Raw genomic sequence first — 19,693 nt, 5'->3', positions numbered from 1 at the left:
GCAGCGGTTTCGACATGTCTCAACGCGCCTTCGATGTTGTTTGAGGCAATATCGATAAGGAGAGCGAAAATCCAAGCGAGTGGGAAGGATGATCATTTCGTGCGGTCGTGGGCGGGAACATTTCCGCCAAGCCGAGGTTGGAAGCGCCGTTGATGATCGGCAAGGAGAGAACATCGTGAGAGCTCTGACTTGGCACGGCAAGCATGATATCCGTTGTGACAGCGTTCCCGATCCGAAGATCGAGGACGGGCGTGACGCCATCATCAAAGTCACGGCCTGCGCGATCTGCGGATCCGATCTGCATCTTTACGACGGCGTCATGCCCGAAATGCACAGCGGCGACGTCATGGGCCATGAGACCATGGGCGAGGTGGTGGAGGTTGGAAAGGACAACATGAAGCTTAAGGTCGGCGACCGCGTCGTCGTGCCGTTCACGATTTCCTGTGGCGACTGTTTCTTCTGCAAGCGCGGCTTCTATTCCGGCTGCGAGCGCTCCAACCCCGATCGCGCGAAGGTCACAAAACTTTGGGGCAATTCGCCGGCGGGCCTTTTCGGCTATTCACATCTGCTCGGCGGCTATGCCGGGGGACAGGCAGAATATCTGCGTGTGCCCTATGCCGATGTCGGGCCGATCAAGGTGCCGGAAGGATTTTCCGACGAGCAGGTGCTGTTCCTGTCCGATATTTTCCCGACCGGCTACATGGCGGCCGATTTCTGCAATATCCAGCCCGGCGATACGATCGTGATCTGGGGCTGTGGCCCGGTCGGTCAGATGGCGATACGGTCGGCCTTCCTGCTCGGCGCCGAGCGGGTGATAGCCATCGATACGGTGCCCGAGCGGCTGGCGCTCGCGCAGGCTGCGGGCGCCATCGCACTCGATTTCATGGACAAGGATATCTACGACCAGATCATGGAGCTGACGGGTGGTCGCGGGGCCGATGCCTGCATTGATGCCGTGGGAACCGAAGCCGAGGCGGCCGCCAGCTGGGATTCTCGCCTCGACCGCATCAAGGTCGCGATGTTCATGGGAACCGACCGTCCACATGTGCTGCGCCAGGCCATCCACTGCTGCCGCAACTTCGGCACGGTCTCGATCGTCGGCGTCTATGGCGGCTTTCTCGACAAGATCCCGATGGGTTCGGCGATCAATCGCGGCCTGACCTTCAAGATGGCGCAGACGCCGGTCCAGCATTACCTGCCAATCCTGATGGAGCGTATCCAGAAAGGGGAAATCGACCCGTCCTTCGTCATCACCCATCGCGGTACGCTGGAAGATGGCCCGGCTCTCTACAAGAAGTTTCGCGACAAGCAGGACGGATGCATCAAGGTCGTTCTGAAACCTTAAAGGAGAAGCATCGTGGTTCCTAATCATTCAGGCAAAGGCCTCGCCGTTGTCACCGGCGCCTCACCGGCATCGGCTACGAACTGGCGAAATGCGCAGCGCAGGACGGCTATGATCTGATCATTGCCGCCGATGAGGAGCGCATCAACCTGGCAGCCACAAATCTCAAGGAGTTCGGTACGACAGTGGATCCGGTCGAAGCCGATCCACGCTCGAAGGCGTGGATCGGCTCCTCGAGCGCATCGCCGCCAGCGGCCGCTCCGTCGATCTGCTGATGGCCAACGCCGGCCGCGGTCTCGGCAAGGGTTTCCTCGACCAGAATTTCGGCAAAGCACGCAAGGTCGTCGATACCAACATCACCGGAACGATCTATCTGATCCATGAAATCGCCAACCAGATGCGCAGCCGCGGTGAAGGCCGTATCCTGCTGACAGGCTCCATCGCGGGTTTTATGCCGGGCTCTTATCAGGCTGTCTATAATGGCACCAAGGCCTTCATCAACAGCTTCTCCTTTGCCTTACGGGAAGAATTGAAGGAATCTGGCGTGACTGTCAGCTGCCTGATGCCCGGCGCGACCGAGACCGAGTTCTTCCAGCGGGCCGATCTCATGGACACCGCGATCGGTCAGGCGAAGAAGGACGATGCCGGCGACGTCGCCCGAATCGGCTATGATGCAATGATGGACGGCGAAGGCGACGTGGTCAGCGGCTGGAAGAACAAGGTGCAGGCAGCCGTTGCTAACGTCACTCCGGCAAGCGTACTCGCCCACCAGCATTCGAAAATGGCCGAGCCGGGTTCGGGCTCCAAATAGACGCCGCTTTCCGACAGGGAGGTAGCGATCGGATAGCAGCCGTCCGGAGAATGCTCAGAGGATCTCCGCATCGCGTCGAGCGGTTTAACTGCGCTCGACAAATTTGTTGAAGCGGCTCTTCTTCCCCTCCTTGGTCTCACCTTGGTAAAGAAAGGCGAGCTGATTCTTGTCAAAAATCTTGAAGAATTCCTCCCAGCCGATCTCCTCGAATTCCTCTTCCTCACCGAAATCGATGCGTAGGATCCCACCCTTGCCGCCAGTCCGGATGACCGCTGGCCTGCCGTTCCTTGCCTCCGCCCAGTTGCGGATCGCCTGGTGGTCCGTCGTTGTCTCAGAACTGCTCATTGAAGGCTCCATCTAGGCTCTTCGCCTTGTTGATGTCGCTCCGTTGGCCGAAGCGGTCACAGCAGCGGTTGTCTTTGCTTCCAGTCACGATAGGGTGCGAGCAGCTCGCCGGGATAGCGCCGTTCGATTTCGCTTTCAGTCAAGGCGATCCGGGGAAGAATCTCTTCGATCGCGTCGTCCCCGGCAGCCTCGCTCGCTTGTTCCAAGTCGTTCATAAGTATGAACAACTCATCATCCGTCATCGCCCCAAGGCGAGAGGTAAGCTCTTTAACCGGTTCGTTGATGGATGGGTTCGTAGACATCTACGCCTCGGAAATTGACATCGACGCGGCGGGCACCACGGAAGCAGAAACCGCAGCGGTTCGTGGACCGACGCCTCAGCTATCGACGACGTTGTTCAAGTTCATCTCGAACTCCGAACTTCCCACTTCATTCTAAGTTCCCCCGAATGATATCGGCCGACACTTTAGACGTCCGTTTTCTTCGCTTACTTCGAGATAACGAACGCAGTCACAAGCGGCTCCCCAGGCTCTACCAATATCATCGATAGTGCCTTCCCACGTTTGGTGACGGTTGCATCTATGACGCACATGTCCCGAAAGGAGCCCAACTGCAGAAGGATGATTTCGTTGCAATCGGCTCGAAGCCAGGAAGGCGTCGAAAGCGTGAGGAAATGAAATTCGTCCTCTGGGCGAGCGGCAGTCAGCATCATCAAAAAGCAGAAACCTCCGGGCCAGCCGGAACTCTCGGCTTGCCCGGAGGTTTGGCGGCTCAGCAACCCAGGAGATTCCGATGAAACGCCTTGTAATCGCCTCGCTCGCCCTGTCCCTCGCCGTCCCTGCCTTCGCACAATCCACCGCCGAAAAGACGGGCGTCAATTCCCTGATTGGCATCCCTCCTAAAACTGGAGATTTCGTGCAGGAAGCGGCCACGAGCGATATGTTCGAAATCGCCTCCAGCAAGCTTGCCCTCGAGCGCGGCGACGATACGACAAAAGCCTTCGCGCAGCAGATGGTCACCGACCATCAGAAGACCACAGAGGAACTCAAGGCGCTGGTCTCAAGCGGCAATGTCAAAGCAGCGCTCCCCAGCGCCATGACCTCCGATCAGCAAAGCATGCTCGAAAAGCTGAACGGCCTGCAGGGAAAGGATTTCAACAAGCAATATCATTCGGATCAGGAATCTGCCCATGAAGACGCGGTCGATCTCTTCAAGCGCTACGGCAACGAAGGGGACGATCCCCAATTGAAGGCATGGGCCGCAAGTACGCGGCCTGCCCTGGAACATCATCTCGAGATGGCCAAGGAACTGAACAAGTAAGCAAGATCGGTCTTCTCGGCTGGTGTGCGACCTGCCCCTACTCTTGTGCCGCCAACCGGCATCGGGAAATGCCAATTCTGCCATCCGGCTTTATGTGGCCGAACGAAACATTCAACCGCAGATTCGACGACAATGGTGCATTTACATCGCTTCAAACGCGGGGCTACCATGAGAATCAACCCGCTGCTGAAGTGAACCCGGGACGGACCATCATGAAGATCGGTCTCTGGATAGTCGCGATCTTATGCACTGCTTCTTTAGGGGCAGCTGCGGCATGGATCGTGACCGCTCCCGCGCCGGGATTTTCCAAAAGCGATCCCCGGCTGGCAGGAGTTGGAGATGCTCGGCGAGGCAAGGATATTTTCGACGCTGGAGACTGCGCTTCATGCCACGCAACGCCCGGACAGCCTGATCGCCTGAGACTTGGTGGCGGTCTAGCACTGGCTTCGCCATTTGGAACGTTTCGGCCGCCGAATATCTCGCCCGACCCAACCGACGGGATCGGTGGCTGGGACGTCTCAGATCTGGCGAATGCCCTCGTCGCTGGGGTGTCCCCGCAGGGCAAGCACTTTTATCCGGCATTTCCCTATACAAGCTACACTGGAATGACCGTCGCAGACATCAAGGATCTCTTCGCCTATCTCGAAACACTTGCGCCGGTGGCAGGACGCGCACCACCACATCATCCAAAAATCCTTTTCGCGATCCGCCGCTCAATCGGCTTCTGGAAGCTCCTCTTTTTCAGAGAGGGCTCGTCAAACGCGAGACTGACGGGTGACGCCGTTCACGATCGAGGCGGATATCTGGTCGAGACGCTTTCCCACTGCGCCGAATGCCATTCCACTCGAAACTTCCTCGGCGCGATAAAGTCCGATCAGCGCTTCGCAGGCGGCCCGGACCAACAAGGGACCGGCTACGTGCCGAATATCACTCCCGCTGGAATCGGTAGCTGGTCGGAGGCGGATATTGTCAAGATGCTTGCGACCGGCAATACGCCGGCTCACGGGCGCGTGGGATCGTCCATGGCTGATGTTGTCACCAACACTCAGAGCCTTCCTGAAGGCGATCGACAGGCGATCGCTCGCTATATCAAGTCACTCGCCCCAAAGCCTACTCCGCACCCTTAGCGACGTCAGTTCGCGTAAAGATATGCGGCAAGATCCTTGGCTTCCTCGGAGGTTATTCCGGTCTCCGGCATGGCGCTATGCGGCGAAAACTGTTGCGGTGAAACGATCCAGTGTTCAAGATTGTCCGCAGTATTCGGTAGCACGCCGGCGATATAGACGCGCGCAGACAGACCAGATAGCGCAGGCCCGAGCAATCCATCGGCGCCCGGCACTCCGGGGATGGTGTGACAGCCCGAGCACCCGTATCGGCGAAATATCGTGGGCGATCGATCGGGATCCCCGCCCGTCAGCAAAATCGCAGTTTGGTAGCGAAGACTGCGGTTACCGAGATATTGCGTGGTCGCAAACGCAGTCACCATCGTGATGAGCAAGGCGATGACGCCCACCGCGGAAAGATGTGAAGTCTTAGACAAGGTTGGCACCTCTCCGTCCTGAATCCCTGATCAACTTCGACAGCAGGAAGATCGCCGCACCCGCATAGACCGTGCCGGCGGGAATCCACATCAACATTCCGGCCATCTGCTGATCCTCCAACGGCGTCAGTCCCCATTCGGGTGCGCTTGCTGTCTGCGCGACGTAGAGAACTCGCGGCGAGAGAGCCATCAAAGCGCCCAGAACGCTCGTATGCATCATGGTAACGAACAGATGCCACGCAGCCGCGCCTCGTTCGCTTCGCCATATGATCGCCCACCAGAATATAAGTGCGGTGATGAGGAAAGAGAGATGCTGGAGCCTGTGCATTGCGAGATTCGTGAGCGACGCGTCGAGCAGGATCGGCACATGCCAGGCCCATATTGCCACGGCATGCAGCACCGTGGCGTTGATCCCGCCGGTAAGCCAGCGCCAAAGGCCGCGAACCGGGGAAGCGTTGAATGCCCGCGCCATCCAGCGGCGGGCGAACCTCGGAAGCGACCACACGCACATTGCAGTGGGTCGTGAAAGCACCAGAAGGGGGGCCGATATGGCCAGGACGATCTCGTGCTCGATCATATGATAGGTGAAGAGGTGCTCGCCCAGCCAGTGAATCGGTGAAACCAGAGCCACGGTGAGGGAAAGCAAACCAGCGAAATAAGCAACAATACGGAGAAGCTGCTCCGGCCTTCCTGGAGAAACGCGGCACAGCAATCGGCCGGTGCCTATCGCAAACAACGCGGCTGCGGTGCAAAGAGGGATAACGACCCAGGGATCGAAGGTCCAGGCGTAGGAGGCTGTATGCTCCTCCGCGCCGTGCGCCAAGGCCGTGCCGGCGCTGGTGATCGTGACGCCGAGGGCCATCAACGTGCGCATGGGCTGAGCAGCATGGAAGCGGCCCCCTGCAAAGCGAGCGCGAATACGAAGACTGCCGCGATGGCCAGACAGGTTTGGCCGAATTTTCTCTGGGAAACGCTCCAACTCCGCCAACCGTTCGTGGCGAACATGATGCCAGCGACGCTGGCACCGGCAGTGGCTGCGCAAGCCACGAGTGTCCAGTTGGTGCGGGCGGCGCAGTCGACGTAGGGAAGTATCTGCCCGAGTTCAGTCGTCAAAGCCCATGCCATGGGAGCAATTGCATACCCTGCAATTTGAGTGGATATCGTTGTCATAGGCGCGGGACCCAGTAGATGCAGACGTAGATTGGCAACCACGTAGCAACGACGAAGTTCCAGTACATCGCGTTATCCGCAATATCGCCGTATCGGCGCCCGTTGTCGGCATGGCGTGTGAACATAAGGCATGTGAGCACAAGCGTTTCGACCAGGTCCGTCAGAATGTGGGTGGTGTGTAAGCCCAACATCAGCCAGACGATCGATCCATAGGCGTTCCGATCCCAACTGACACGCATTGCAGGAAATTCGAAACCGCGAATAATCAGCGGGACGATCCCGAGCAGCGACATGATAACCAATCCGAAGCGAACCTTGGGCAAATTTTGCTTTTTCGCCCAACGCGCAACCAGCATGTTTGGAGCGAGGCTGGCGACAAGCACGACCGTCATCAGCGTGCCTGCCGTCAGTGCCGGGACTTGGCTATCGATCGGCCAATCGGGGGCCAGGCTCATCAAATAAAGATAGATCACAATTGCCAACGCAAAACCCGTGCCTTCGATCAGCATGAAGGCAAGCGTCCCCCACCATGTCGGGCTCGCAGTCCCGCTACCATGTGACTTCAAGAATGAAACATCGAGGACCACGCGTTCTCTCATGTCTCTTCCTCCGGAGCGCCCTTGGGCCAGAACCAGACGGTCAAGGCGACCGCGACCGGGATCGATCCCCAGACGACTGCCCAGGGCGTAAAGATCGACCAGATCAGGACAATCGTTGTCGCCACCGCCGTGCAAAGCGGCCAGATGGATTGCGGGACCGATGATTCCCGCGCTTCAGGCATCGCTGCGACGACAGTCGTGATAAGCAGTTCCCGGCGATCGACGCGAAGGCCCGAAGCCGCCGGGAGTTCATCCTCTGTCCACAGTGGCTCCCCCGAGTCGACAACCGGCATTCGACGGAAATTATAACAATGCGGCGGCGACGTCGTCGCCCATTCGAGTGTTGCCGCGCCCCAGGGATTGGCGCCGGCCACCGGACCGCTTCTTGCGCTTCGAAATACGTCGACGACGAATAACAGGAAGCCCGATACCAGAACGAGTGCACTCAGGCTGACCATCATGTTCAGACCGCCCCAGGGCAATTCGGGCTGGTAGGTGTAGACTCGCCGGGGCATTCCGGCGAGCCCGAGAATGTGCATCGGGAAAAAGGTGAGGTGGAAACCGACGAAGATCAGCGCGAACACCCAACGTCCGAGCGTCTCGCTCATCATCCGGCCGGTGATTTTGGGAAACCAGTAATAGATCGCGCCAAGCAGCGGGAAAACTGCGCCTCCGACCAGTACATAGTGAAAATGAGCCACGACGAAGTAGGTATCGTGAACCTGGGTATCGAACGGCACAGAGGCTACCATCACCCCCGTCATCCCGCCGACGACGAATGTGATGATGAATCCGATAACGAACAAAAGCGGCGTCTTGAACACGGGCCGACCCATCCAGAGCGTTGCCAGCCAGCAGAATATCTGCACACCGGCGGGAACGGCGATGGCCATGCTGGAAGCGGTGAAAAAGCTCTCTCCCAACCGGGGCAAGCCAGCAACGAACATGTGATGCACCCAAAGGCCGAACGCCAGAACGCCGGTCGAAATCAAGGCCATCACCATCGCAAGATAGCCGAACACGGGCCGTCCGGTGAAAGTCGCAACGATGGTCGACACCATCCCTACCGCCGGCAGGAAGATGATATAGACCTCCGGATGGCCGAAGAACCAGAAGAGGTGTTGCCACAACAGGACATCTCCGCCCTCGGCCGGATTGAAAAAATGGGTTCCGACGAGGCGGTCGAGGATAAGCGAGGTGCTGGCAATCATGATCGCGGGCATTGCCAAAATAACCAGAAACGACGTTACCAGCATCGACCATACGAATAGTGGAATCCGGTCCAGCGACATGCCGGGTGCGCGCTGCTTGAAGATCGTCACCACCAGTTCTACGGCCACACAAAGCGCTGATATTTCGGTGAAGGTAATCATCTGCGCCCAGATGTCTGCCCGCTTTCCGGTGCCGTATTGCGGCCCAGCAAGCGGCACATATGCGAACCAGCCAACATCAGGACCGGTGTCGATCGCAAACGCCACCCACAGCAAGATTCCGCCGGCAAGAAACATCCAGTAGGAGAACGCATTGAGGCGGGGGAACGCAATATTGCGAGTGCCGACCATCAACGGCACGAGATAGACCGCCATTGCCTCCATGACCGGGACGGCAAAGAGGAACATCATGTTCGTGCCATGCATGCTGAAGATCTGATTGTAGCGGTCCGGCCCGATGAACCGGGCCTCCGGCTGCGACAATTGAAGCCGCATAAAAAGGGAGAGGATACCGCCCAGGAATAGGAAAACGAACGCGGTGATAATGTAGCGGCGGCCAATGATCTTGTGGTCGACCGTCGATAACGCAGCCCATAGTCCGTGGCGTGTGCGCCATATCGACGTTAGATGCCGGTCGAGCTCGGCGGTGTCGAGCGCGGTATCCCGAAGGTCTCTCTTGGGGCCATCGTCCACCATCATTTCAGGCTTTCGATGTACGCGGAGACAGCGCGCAGCTCGTCGCTGGTGAGCGGCACCATCGGCATGTTGTTGCCGGGCTTGAGCGTCTGAGGGTCCGCGATCCAGGCTGCGATGGAGCCCCTGGTGCGCTCCATCACGCCGGCTCCGACCGTGTCCCGGCTCCCCACGTGAGTGAGGTCAGGGCCGGTGGTTCCGGCGGACGGTGTTCCACGCACTCGATGACAGGCGGCACAGGGTTTTCCCAAAAACACAGCTTGCCCGGCAGTCGGCTCCGGCTCGGCAGGTTCGAGACTTTCCGCCCTTTGGCCGGCCAGCCATCGCTCAAAGGAAGCGGCATCGTCGGCAACAACCAGCATCGCCATGTGGCTATGCTGGAGGCCGCAGAACTCCGCGCACTGTCCACGGTAGACGCCCGGCGTCTCGGCGCGAAGGGCAAGCGTGTTCGTCCTTCCTGGAACGAGATCCTGCTTGCCGGCGAGACTTGGCACCCAGAACGAGTGGACGACGTCCGCGCTTTCGAGCTGAAGCAGAACCGTCCGTCCGACAGGAATATGGATCTCGTTTGCCGTCTCGAAGTCGGGTTTGCCATTCAGCATATAGGTGACGCGCCACCACCACTGTTCGCCCTTAATGGCGATAGTTAATGCTACCTCCCCGTCCGCATCGATCAAACGGGTGGTATAGAAGCTTGCGACTGTTAGCCCAGTAATGATCAGAACTGTTGCTCCGACGGCGGCAGAAACGATGATCGTCGCCCTTTTGTCGGCACCCGCTTTGCCCTCGGCCGGATCGCGGCGTTTGCGGAACAGTGCATATGCAAGCACCATCATCACGGCGATCCACACGAGTGTGCAAACCAAAATCACGGAGAGCATCAAGTGTTTCAGGTGCATTGCAAATGCACCGTGCACATCGAGAGCCGACTGCGCGCCGGCGCAACCGATGAGGCCACAAACAAGCAACCCCGATAAGATAACTCTTGCGATCACGGTTCCGGCCCCTGCTCAGGATGAACGCCAACCGGTCCTTCATCGAAAATGATTGTTGCGGGCGCCCGGTTTTCGGAGGGGCGCGTATGTTTTGCATCATCGCGGCCTGGTGCTGCAACCTTGGCGCTGTAAGCCCCGATCGTCTGGACGTAGCCCGCGAGCTGCCAGATCTGCTCTATCGTCATGCGGTTTTGAAATGCCGGCATGCCATGCGGCCTTCCGTCTCGAATGGAAGCAACGATTGAAACCATCTCGGGTCCATAGAGCCACCATCCATCGAGAAACGAAGGACCTGCTGCCCCTCGCCCGTCGCCATGACAGGTTGGACAGCCAAACCAGGTGTAGAGGCGTTTGCCCTGGCTCAGATTGTAAGAATCCGTTTCATAAGGTTGACCGAGTGCGAAATCGACCTCAGGCGGCGCTCCGCCGATGCCGTTTCGCATCAGTTTCAAATGATCCAATTCCGCGGTGATTGCGGGATCGAGCCTGAATTCGCGTGGGTGGTCTATCCAGCCGAGCAGCACCGACACCGCGAGTCCGCCCGCGATCAGGAATCCCCAGAGCAGGATCCTCATTTTGTCGGGCGCCTTACTCGGGTCTTGCGCAAGCGCCTTATCGCCGAAATGCGGTGCCCCCTGGCCGGCAGGTCCTGAGGCGCTCGCCTTCCAGACGAACAGACCGGCCAATGTCAGGCAGGCGATCCATCCGGCCAGCCTCCTGAAACGATCCGATGCTCCTACAGAACCACCGAACAGCATTGGCAATCCCATCTGCAGGTCAGTCGCGAGGTGTTTCGACCGATCGCGTAACAACAACCGGCAACAGTTTGTATGAAGGCGTCTTGGACTTGGCGTCGTGGTGATCTAATGGAAATAACGGGTTCGTTTCCGGATAGTACGCCGCACACGAGCCCTTGGGAATGTCATATTCCACAACCCTCAGCGCGGTCACTGTTCGAACGGTCGTTTCATCGATAGCGGTCGTGAGATCGACCGATATCCCGTTTTCGAGATGAAGAGCCGCGATATCACTGGCATTCATGAACACCACCCTTCGCGTGCCCTCGACGCCACGAAAACGATCTCCGTATCCATAGATCGTCGTGTTGAACTGACCGTTCGAGCGCAGCGTGGCAAGGTGGAGGACATCGGATCTGGCTGCGGTAGGGAGATCCGGAAATAGCCTTTCCGGCGTGATGAAATTGGCCTTGCCGTTCGAAGTGACCCATTTCCGTTCGCGTGCCGGCAGCGGCCGAGGAAAACCTCCGGGTTGAAACAGGCGCTTGTTGAAGTCCTTGAACGTTTCCGGATAGGTGTCCTCAATCGCTTCACGGATCCTGGCATAATTCCCGACCCATTCGTCCCAAGGCACCTTGCATTCACCTAATGTAGCCTTGGCAAGGCCTGCCACGATTGCCGGTTCCGAGAGCAGCTCCCCACTCGCGGGCTTGGTTTTTCCCCTGGAGCCGTGGAAATGGGCAATCGAACTTTCCACCGAAACAGCCTGGGGACCGGTGGCCTGTTGATCGATTTCGATCCTGCCGAGACACGGTAGGAGATACGCGATCTCGCCATGAATAACGTGGCTACGATTGAGCTTGGTCGCGATGTGGACGGTCAGGCGTAGCTTTCGCCATGCGGCCTCCATGGCGCCGGTTTCCGGAACGGCTTTGAGAAAATTTCCGCCCAAGCTGACAAACGCACGCGTTTCTCCTTTCATAATCGCCTTGCACGTCTCGACCGTGGAGTGTCCCGTCCAGCGCGGCGGCTCAAAGCCGTAGAGCTCGGACAGCTTGTCGAGCGGCACGAGACCAGGCTTTTCGGTAATTCCAACGGTTCGCTGCCCCTGAACGTTCGAATGTCCTCTCACGGCACAAATGTTTGCGCCGGGCTTCCCGATATTGCCGCGGAGCAGAGCAAGATTGGCGACCATATGCACGGTCTGGACACCCATCAGATGTTGCGTCAGCCCCATCCCGTAGACCATAAGGACGGCATTCGAGTTGGCATAGATCTCCGCTGCCTGCACCATCTGCTCACGCAGGAGGCCCGAAATCCGTTCGAGCTCGGACCACTCATGCTGGCGTGCCGCCGCCGCGAAGGTTTCAAAGCCGGCCGTATGATCCTTGATAAAATCGTGATCTAGCACATGCTTCTTGTCCGCCGAGGCCATGGATGCAGCAAAGGCAACCATCGCCGCATTCGACGGATCGGCTGGACGACCATCATTCCCGGCAACTTTTGAACGGCCAGTCGCCTTTAGAGTGTCATCCGCCTCGATCAGCGCCTTGCAAATTCCGAACAGAGCCGCAATGTCACCGCCGTTGCGCACCTGATAGTACTGAGACGAGATCCGGGTTTCCGATCCGGTGAGCATTTGCGACGGCCATTGAGGATTGACGAAGCGTTCAAGCCCCCGCTCGCGCAGCATGTTGAAAGTGACGATCTTGACGCCACGATCGACCGCATCTTGAAGGTCGTGAAGCAGACGCGGAGAAGACGTCGCAACGTTCTGTCCGATATAGAAAATGCAGTCGGTGTTCTCGAAGTCCGAGAGGATCGCCGTACCGACGGACGCTCCGATGCTTTCCGGCAGCGCGACCGACGAGCTTTCATGACACATGTTTGAACTATCGGGTAGATTGTTGCTGCCATAAATGCGCGCGAAAAGCTGATACATGTAGCTGGTTTCGAGCGAAGCTCGCCCGGAAGTGTAGAAATCCACTTCTTGCGGTTTCAGCGACCGAAGTTCTCTGCCGATCTCGTCAAATGCAGCTTGCCATGAAACAGGGACATAATGGTCGGTGGCCGGAACCCATCGCATCGGATGCGTCAAACGGCCCTGCTCTTCCAAGTCATGATCCCGCCATAGCTCCAAGCCCTTCAAGGCGTGTCGGGCAAAAAAGGATCTGTCGGCTCGCCGGCTTGTAATTTCCCATGCTGTTGCCTTTGCGCCGTTCTCGCAAAATTCGAGCGGATGCGCCTTGGCTGGCTTTGCCCATGCGCAGCTCACGCACATGTAGCCGTCGGGTTTGTTTTGCTTTGAGAGAACTCCTGCGCCAGCCAGGGTTTTGTGTTCCTGGGCTAGGATTGCGGCCACTGATTTAGCTGAGCCCCAACCTCCCGCCGGCCCCCGGTAACGTTCGATTTTCGGCGGAGATTTGGGATTTGCAGACATTTCTTGTCCCTCTGTTTTCCCCGAACCAAAAGCATTGCCTTTTGTTCCAAGCCATCTCGAAGAGGGGAAGCCATCCCCCAAAGCTCTTCGAGAAGCTGCCAGCGATCAAGTTTTCGAAAGATGTGTCGCGTCCTGAATGCACCTTGGAAATCTCCTCGCGCATCTCCTGCTTTTGCATTCAGAATGACGGGGCGTTTTGTGGCCAGCGCGATGGGGCCAGCACGAGGGGCCGGGCCGTTACCTGCTTATGCCGAGCGTCAGATCGGGCCTTCGCAACAGCCTTTCTGAAGATTTTGGCGGGCTGCTTCCCGCAATCGACATGAACAAGACCTGCAGTTCGGGCTCGTCCACGAGGACCGATGCTTCAGACGGAGACAGCCAGGCGCGTCTCCTTTCTCCAAGCTCTTTGAATTCGTCGATTTCGTGATCCGTATGCAGCGGAAAAAGGGCGACGCGATAGGGCGCTCTCGTCGGATCTTTCAGGTAGGAGTAAAAGCCGATAGCCTTCTTGCCGATGCGGCCGACCACACCGGCCTCTTCAAGCGCCTCCCGGCGAGCGCATTTGTGCAATTGCTCACTCTTTTCGATGTATCCCTTCGGGATCACCCACCGGCCGGTATCACGGCTTGTGATCAGGAGCACGTCAACCATGCCAGCTTCGTTGAGTTGCCAGCAGATCGCGGCGCATTGGTCGGCCTTTTGTCCTTGCAGTATTTCCGACGCTTCAGGCACGAGCTCAGGTAGGTATGTCTGTTGCCGCATCGGTTCACCTCATCAATCTAGCAATAGGTCAACCTGAGTAATTTCGAATCGATGGTTGCCAAAGCAGCAAACAAGATTTGATCTGTCGGAGTTCCCGGTCGCCTGTTTCGATTTCAGCAAAATCACCCGTCAATCAACGGCCGCCAGTCAGGCCGTCCAAGTTCAGACATCGTCTCCACGCCGGCAGTTAAGGAACAAAACCCGTGCATCGATGTTGGGATCCCGAGGCTTGCATTCTTGGAGGAGAGACAATGCTGAAAACACTTCAATTCGTGCTCGCAGTTTTGGCGGCCATGTCAGGGCTGACCGTCCTTCCGACGATCGCGTCAACTCAGAATTTGGAACTTCGCGTCGGCCCCGGAGGCATCGGCGCCTACGACCGCGATCAATATGAAAGCTACGACCGCCGGCCACGAGGCTGCCATCCTCGGGAGGCCCTGGACATTGCAAGAGGCGAAGGGCTCCGCAGAGCACAAGTTGTCCGGGTGTCACCACGAAGCATAGTCGTCGAAGGGTTCACTCGACGAGGTCCAGATCGGATGATTTTCGCCAACCGTCGGGGATGCCCCGAAATCTAGTCAGGAGAAACGACTCGAGCCGCGACCTTCCCAGAGGCGGTCGCCGGCCTAGCGCCGAATGGCCAAGTCTTCGCCGCCGAGGATGATGTTATGTCCTCTGGCAGCAACAATACGTCACGAAGAGAGACATCGATCTACAACTTGCCACAGGAGGACATCATGGCAAACACCAAGACACTCGCAGACCTTTTCCTTGATACGCTGAAAGACATCTATTTCGCCGAAAAGCAGATCCTCAAGGCCCTTCCGAAGATGGCCGGCGCCATACAATCGGAAGAAGGAAGAGCAGGCTTCCTGCAGCATCGCGACGAGACCCAAGGCCACATCGAACGCCTCGAAAAGGTATTTGAACTGGCCGGCAAGCCCGCCCGCGGCAAGACCTGCGAGGCAATCCAGGGCATCCTCTCCGAAGGCGAGGAGATCATGGAAGAGTTTAAAGGATCGCCGGCACTCGACGCCGGCCTAATTTCGTCCGCACAGGCCGTCGAACACTACGAGATCGCCCGTTACGGCACCCTGATTGCCTGGGCGAACGCACTTGGTCTAAAGGACGCGGTGCCGCTTCTAAAGGCAAACCTTGCCGAAGAGGCAGCCACCGATAAGAAGCTGACGCAGCTCGCGGAGGCTTCTGCCAATGCAAGGGCCACGAGGGCCGCTTAGCCACTGCGCATCGCAAAAAAAGGCCGTCCTCGAGGCGGCCCTTTCTTTTCACATCCTATAATCCAGGGGACGAAACATGGCCAAGAGACCATCCAACACCATGCAATCTGATGGGGTCACGGTGCACGACCAAAAGCTCCATCGAGGCGATGGCGGTGAGCTTCACCAGTTCGCGGAGAACGGCGCCGATGTCCTTACCACTGCACAGGGCGGACCAGTCGCCGATGACCAGAATATGCTGCGCATCGGAGCACGCGGCCCTGCCCTGATCGAAGACTTTCACTTCCGGGAGAAGATCTTTCACTTCGACCACGAGAGAATACCCGAGCGTGTGGTTCATGCCCGCGGCTATGGCGCCCACGGCTTCTTCGAAACTTACGAATCCTTAGCCGCCTACACCCGGGCCGACGTCTTCCAGCGTGCGGGCGAGAAGACGCCTGTCTTCGTGCGCTTTTCGACGGTTGCCGGCAGCAAGGGATCCTTTGATCTTGCCCGGGATGTTCGCGGCTTTGCGGTGAAGATGTATACCCGCGAGGGGAACTGGGACCTCGTCGGCAACAACATCCCTATTTTCTTCATCCAGGACGCCATCAAGTTTCCCGACATCATCCATTCCGTGAAACCGGAGCCAGACCGGGCCTTCCCGCAGGCGCAGTCGGCCCATGACAATTTCTGGGATTTTATCAGCCTGACGCCGGAAAGCATGCATATGATCATGTGGGTCATGTCGGACCGGGCGATCCCCCGCTCCTTCCGATTCATGGAAGGCTTCGGCGTCCATACCTTCCGCTTCGTCAACGCCAAGGATCAGTCGACATTCGTCAAGTTCCACTGGAAGCCGAAGCTCGGGCTGCAGTCCGTCGCCTGGAACGAGGCGGTTAAGATCAACGGCGCCGATCCGGATTTCCACCGCCGCGATCTCTGGCAAGCGATCCAGTCGGGCAACTTTCCGGAATGGGAATTGTGTGTCCAGCTTTTCGATCAGGAGTTTGCCGATACGTTCGATTTCGACGTGCTCGATCCGACGAAGATCATTCCGGAAGAAATCCTTCCCGTTCAGCCGATCGGTCGGCTGGTGCTCGATCGGATGCCCGACAATTTCTTCGCCGAGACGGAACAGGTCGCCTTCATGACGCAGAACGTTCCGCCGGGCATAGACTTCAGCGACGATCCGCTGCTGCAGGGCCGGAATTTTTCCTATCTGGACACTCAACTCAAGCGCCTCGGCGGGCCGAACTTCACGCATTTGCCGATCAATGCGCCGAAGTGTCCCTTCCATACCTTTCAGCAGGACGGTCACATGGCGATGCGCAATCCGATCGGCCGGGTTAACTACCAACCAAACTCGTGGGGCGAAGGTCCGCGGGAATCGCCTCAGAAAGGCTTTCGACATTTCGCCTCCGAGGAACAAGGTTCAAAGGTCAGGCTGCGTCCGGAAAGCTTCGCCGACCATTACAGCCAGGCGCGCCAGTTTTACATCAGCCAGACGCCGCCCGAGCAACGGCATATCGCGATGGCGCTGACCTTTGAACTCAGCAAGGTCGAAAACCCTGTCATCCGCGAGCGGATGGTATCTCATCTGATCAACATCGATGAAACGTTGGCGACCACCGTCGCAGAAAAACTCGGATTGCGGTCGCTGCCGAAACCGGCTGAAGCCGCCATTCCAACGCGCCAGGACCTGGAGCCCTCTCCGGCGCTCAGCATCGTCAAACGCGGTCCAGGACGCTTCGAGGGGCGTAAGCTTGGTATCCTGATCACTGACGGTGTCGATGCCAAACTGCTCAAGGGCCTGACAACGGCGCTCACCAAACAGAAAGCCGTCTTCGAACTGATCGCGCCAAAGGTCGGTGGCGTGACCGCGTCTGACAACGCTTGGATCGAAGCGCAGCACATGATCGATGGCGCACCCTCAGTGCTTTTCGATGCGATCGCACTTTTGACCTCGCCGGCGGCCATCGAGGATCTCGTCACAGAGGCCGCCGCTCGCGATTTCGTCGCCGACGCCTTCCAGCATTGCAAGTTCATCGGCTATCATCTTTCCGCGCTGCCGCTGCTCGAAAAGGCCGGAATTTCGGAAAATATCGACGAGGGCGTGCTGAGCTTGCCGGGGGAAGACGGTATCGCCGCCTTCGTCACCGAGCTCGGCAAGCTAAGGGTCTGGGGCCGGGAACCCTCCGTCAAGCTTGGCAAGGCTTCGCCACCGAAAGGATGACGGCAAGACAGGACGCCGCGAGGCTGCGTCTCGCAGCTGCGCTGCGTCAGCCTGTCCAAACGTTCTTTCGTTGATGCTCGACGTCGGCGGTCTAAGCAGCCCGCCCGGCGTGTGTCATTCCGTAGGATCTGGCCAGCCGGCCGAACCGATACCTGGGCAGGTTGGCGATCGGTGTGTCCCCGACCAAGTCGGGGCTTTGGTCCGCCGGAACATGCTGACTGGAACTGCGTTTTACGGCGAAGGGAATAAAGCGCTGAGCAAGCGAACATGGACGACCATTGGAATTTCTTGAAAATCCACGGAAGTGTTCTCTGCTTGGTCGCAGCCTTGGCAGGTTGCTCCTCTTCCGCCGCCGATCAGGTGAGCGCGCAATCAATAATTTCGTCCTGCTCGAATTCGGCCCGGATGGCGCTCAACGGCTGGTACTTTAACCAACTCCCCGATGCTTATGTACGCCAGACCTTGAAGGCGATGCAGCGCAATATCGAAAGTGCCGCTTCTGAAATCGAGGCCCTGCGCCACGTCGACACGGCAGAGCGCGAAGCATTGACCGGCTCGGTGAGCGACATCGTCAATTTACTTTCACAAGCGCAGAATCAGGTTGCGCGTGGAGATCACGACACGATGGAAACGGCGACGCATCTTAAAGACGCGATCGAACGTCTCAGTCTGACTTCGGGCATGAGACGATCCACATGAAGAAGCTACTGGAGATATCGCTCGGAATTGTCACAAGTGTCGGCGGCTTTCTTGAAATCGGATCGCTGGCGACGGCGGCCCAGGCGGGCTCGGCATTCGGCCTTCAGTTGATCTGGGCGATCGTGCTCGGCACCATCTGCATCATTTTCCTTGTTGAAATGGCCGGCCGTTTCGCCGCTGTCAGCGGCCACACGATTTCAGACGGCATCCGTGAGCGGTTTGGTTTCAATTTTTTCTTGCTGCCTTTTCTCTCGACCCTCCTGCTCAATCTGATGGTTCTTGCCGCCGAAATAGGCGGAGCAGCTATTGCCCTTGAACTTGCCACGGGCATTGGGTTTCAGTGGTGGGCGTTGGCGGTTGCGTTCCTTGCCTGGCTGTTGCTCTGGAAGGGCACTTTCGGTTTCATCGAGAAAGGCGTCGCCATCCTCGGACTGGTGACCCTCTGTTTTGTCGTCGCGGCGGTGTTGCTTAAACCTCACTTGAAGTCGGTGGCCGCCGGTGCCTTGCCAAGCCTGCCGCAGCACGACCATGCAAGCTACTGGTTTATGGTCGTCAGCATTCTCGGCGCCTCGATATCGCCATACCTGTTTTTGTTCTATTCTTCCGGCGCGGTCGAAGATCAGTGGGACGAAACCCATCTGGGCGCCAATCGTGCTGTCGCAGCGCTGGGCATGAGCTTTGGCGGCACCATATCGATCGCCGTGCTCATCGTCGCCGCCCTTGTTCTGGCTTCGAATGGGGTAGAGCAGATCACCGATTACCATCAGTTGCCGACGATGCTCATCCCCGTGTTTGGCCTCTGGGGTTACTGGTTGTTTGTTGCTTCTCTGGGCATCGCCTGTTTTGGCGCAATTCTGGAAGTTGGGTTGCAGCAGGCCTACCTGGCGGCTCAGGGACTGGGTTGGAACTGGGGCGAAGACCGCAAACCAAGTGAAGATCCAGGATTTAGCGCTGTCTATACGCTGGTGCTCTTGTTCGCGGCCGTCCCGATCGTCTTTGGCATCGATCCATTGAAGTTGACGATCCTGTCCATGGCTTTGACGGCAGCAACGCTCCCGCTAACAGTCATCCCGTTTTTATTCCTGATGAATGATGAGCGATACGTTGGAAAATATAGGAATGGGATCATCTCCAATTTGGCGGTCGTCTTGATCGTGCTGCTCGGTTCTGTCCTGGCGATTGTGGCCATCCCGCTTGAGATCGTGGGAGGCACGTGATGGATTTGCTGCGGGATGTACTCGATAAGCAACTGGTCGACCGGAACGGCGTGAAGATGGGCAAGGTTGACGGTATCGTCGCCGAACTCCGGCCGAACAGTCCGCCCCGGGTGGTTGCGATAGAGGTCGGCGCGATCGTCATGGCCCGCCGATTTGGCCGGCGGCCAAAGCGTTGGATAACTTGGCTTGCATCGCGACTCGGCGGAGATAGACACTCCACACCCCATCGCGTCGCATGGAGTGCTGTGCGCGATATTGGGGTTGACGTTGAGTTGGACGTGGCCGTCACGGATACCGGAATTTTTGACTGGCAAGATTGGCTACGAGACAGAGTGGTGAGTAAAATTCCCGGAGCATAA

General features: G+C 58.0%; 19 protein-coding genes and 1 pseudogene. 10 read left to right on the top strand and 10 right to left on the bottom strand.

The window, feature by feature from the left end; genetic code table 11:
- Positions 1–175: 175 nt before the first annotated feature.
- Both EFQ99_RS18340 and EFQ99_RS18335 read left to right on the top strand, forming a co-directional pair.
- Entirely contained in the window at positions 176–1,345 is a 1,170-nt protein-coding gene (locus tag EFQ99_RS18340; RefSeq protein ID WP_126922413.1) for a zinc-dependent alcohol dehydrogenase, read from the top strand.
- A gap of 12 nt (positions 1,346–1,357) precedes the next feature.
- Positions 1,358–2,153: pseudogene (locus EFQ99_RS18335) on the top strand (SDR family NAD(P)-dependent oxidoreductase).
- Between the two features lie 84 nt (positions 2,154–2,237).
- On the opposite strand, the gene EFQ99_RS18330 reads toward EFQ99_RS18335, so the two are convergent.
- On the bottom strand, positions 2,238–2,498 hold the full coding sequence (locus EFQ99_RS18330) for a hypothetical protein (protein WP_126922412.1): 261 nt from the start codon (positions 2,496–2,498) through the stop codon (positions 2,238–2,240).
- A gap of 56 nt (positions 2,499–2,554) precedes the next feature.
- Entirely contained in the window at positions 2,555–2,800 is a 246-nt protein-coding gene (locus EFQ99_RS18325; RefSeq protein WP_126922411.1) for a hypothetical protein, read from the bottom strand.
- 490 nt (positions 2,801–3,290) lie between these two features.
- On the opposite strand from EFQ99_RS18325, the gene EFQ99_RS18320 reads away from it, so the two are divergent.
- A complete protein-coding gene (locus EFQ99_RS18320; RefSeq protein ID WP_126922410.1) occupies positions 3,291–3,818 on the top strand; it encodes a DUF4142 domain-containing protein in 528 nt (175 codons plus the stop codon).
- A 212-nt stretch (positions 3,819–4,030) separates the two neighbouring features.
- Positions 4,031–4,945: a c-type cytochrome gene (locus EFQ99_RS18315; protein ID WP_126922409.1), complete on the top strand. Its 915-nt coding sequence runs from the start codon at positions 4,031–4,033 to the stop codon at positions 4,943–4,945.
- Positions 4,946–4,950: 5 nt separating this feature from the next.
- Here the strand turns inward: EFQ99_RS18315 and EFQ99_RS18310 are convergent, their stop codons facing one another.
- From EFQ99_RS18310 to EFQ99_RS18275, 8 genes are all read right to left on the bottom strand, one after another.
- Entirely contained in the window at positions 4,951–5,304 is a 354-nt protein-coding gene (locus EFQ99_RS18310) for a c-type cytochrome (protein WP_126922802.1), read from the bottom strand.
- Positions 5,305–5,350: 46 nt separating this feature from the next.
- The gene (locus EFQ99_RS18305; RefSeq protein ID WP_245441525.1) at positions 5,351–6,220 is read right to left on the bottom strand and encodes a cytochrome c oxidase assembly protein; all 870 of its coding nucleotides are present in this window, start codon (positions 6,218–6,220) and stop codon (positions 5,351–5,353) included.
- 304 nt (positions 6,221–6,524) lie between these two features.
- A complete protein-coding gene (locus EFQ99_RS18300; RefSeq protein ID WP_126922408.1) occupies positions 6,525–7,127 on the bottom strand; it encodes a cytochrome c oxidase subunit 3 in 603 nt (200 codons plus the stop codon).
- Positions 7,124–9,037, bottom strand: a complete 1,914-nt coding sequence (gene ctaD, locus EFQ99_RS18295; protein WP_425376277.1) for a cytochrome c oxidase subunit I — start codon at positions 9,035–9,037, stop codon at positions 7,124–7,126. Before ctaD ends, EFQ99_RS18300 begins: the two co-directional genes overlap by 4 nt.
- Positions 9,034–10,026, bottom strand: a complete 993-nt coding sequence (gene coxB / locus EFQ99_RS18290; protein ID WP_425376276.1) for a cytochrome c oxidase subunit II — start codon at positions 10,024–10,026, stop codon at positions 9,034–9,036. The genes ctaD and coxB overlap by 4 nt, the downstream gene beginning before the upstream one ends.
- Complete coding sequence (locus tag EFQ99_RS18285) at positions 10,023–10,601, bottom strand: c-type cytochrome (protein WP_126922794.1); 579 nt, start codon at positions 10,599–10,601, stop codon at positions 10,023–10,025. Before EFQ99_RS18285 ends, coxB begins: the two co-directional genes overlap by 4 nt.
- Positions 10,602–10,803: 202 nt before the next feature.
- The gene (locus EFQ99_RS18280) at positions 10,804–13,203 is read right to left on the bottom strand and encodes an FdhF/YdeP family oxidoreductase (protein WP_126922407.1); all 2,400 of its coding nucleotides are present in this window, start codon (positions 13,201–13,203) and stop codon (positions 10,804–10,806) included.
- 237 nt (positions 13,204–13,440) lie between these two features.
- Positions 13,441–13,965, bottom strand: a complete 525-nt coding sequence (locus tag EFQ99_RS18275) for an NUDIX hydrolase (RefSeq protein WP_126922406.1) — start codon at positions 13,963–13,965, stop codon at positions 13,441–13,443.
- Between the two features lie 251 nt (positions 13,966–14,216).
- Here EFQ99_RS18275 and EFQ99_RS35570 point away from each other — a divergent pair, with 251 nt between their 5' ends.
- From EFQ99_RS35570 to EFQ99_RS18245, 6 genes are all read left to right on the top strand, one after another.
- A complete protein-coding gene (locus EFQ99_RS35570) occupies positions 14,217–14,543 on the top strand; it encodes a hypothetical protein (RefSeq protein WP_126922405.1) in 327 nt (108 codons plus the stop codon).
- Positions 14,544–14,702: 159 nt separating this feature from the next.
- Positions 14,703–15,203: a YciE/YciF ferroxidase family protein gene (locus EFQ99_RS18265; RefSeq protein ID WP_126922404.1), complete on the top strand. Its 501-nt coding sequence runs from the start codon at positions 14,703–14,705 to the stop codon at positions 15,201–15,203.
- 100 nt (positions 15,204–15,303) lie between these two features.
- On the top strand, positions 15,304–17,418 hold the full coding sequence (gene katE / locus EFQ99_RS18260; RefSeq protein ID WP_425376281.1) for a catalase: 2,115 nt from the start codon (positions 15,304–15,306) through the stop codon (positions 17,416–17,418).
- Positions 17,419–17,685: 267 nt separating this feature from the next.
- Positions 17,686–18,117 carry a hypothetical protein gene (locus EFQ99_RS18255; RefSeq protein ID WP_126922402.1) on the top strand — a complete coding sequence of 144 codons (432 nt, stop codon included), beginning with the start codon at positions 17,686–17,688 and terminating at the stop codon, positions 18,115–18,117.
- On the top strand, positions 18,114–19,334 hold the full coding sequence (locus EFQ99_RS18250; protein WP_126922401.1) for an Nramp family divalent metal transporter: 1,221 nt from the start codon (positions 18,114–18,116) through the stop codon (positions 19,332–19,334). The genes EFQ99_RS18255 and EFQ99_RS18250 overlap by 4 nt, the downstream gene beginning before the upstream one ends.
- Positions 19,334–19,693 (top strand): hypothetical protein, encoded by a 360-nt coding sequence (locus tag EFQ99_RS18245; RefSeq protein WP_126922400.1) that lies wholly within the window; start codon positions 19,334–19,336, stop codon positions 19,691–19,693. Before EFQ99_RS18250 ends, EFQ99_RS18245 begins: the two co-directional genes overlap by 1 nt.

Source organism: Rhizobium vallis, assembly GCF_003985155.1.
GTDB classification, from domain to species: domain Bacteria; phylum Pseudomonadota; class Alphaproteobacteria; order Rhizobiales; family Rhizobiaceae; genus Rhizobium; species Rhizobium vallis.
This window is presented reverse-complemented; position numbering and strand designations above follow the sequence as displayed.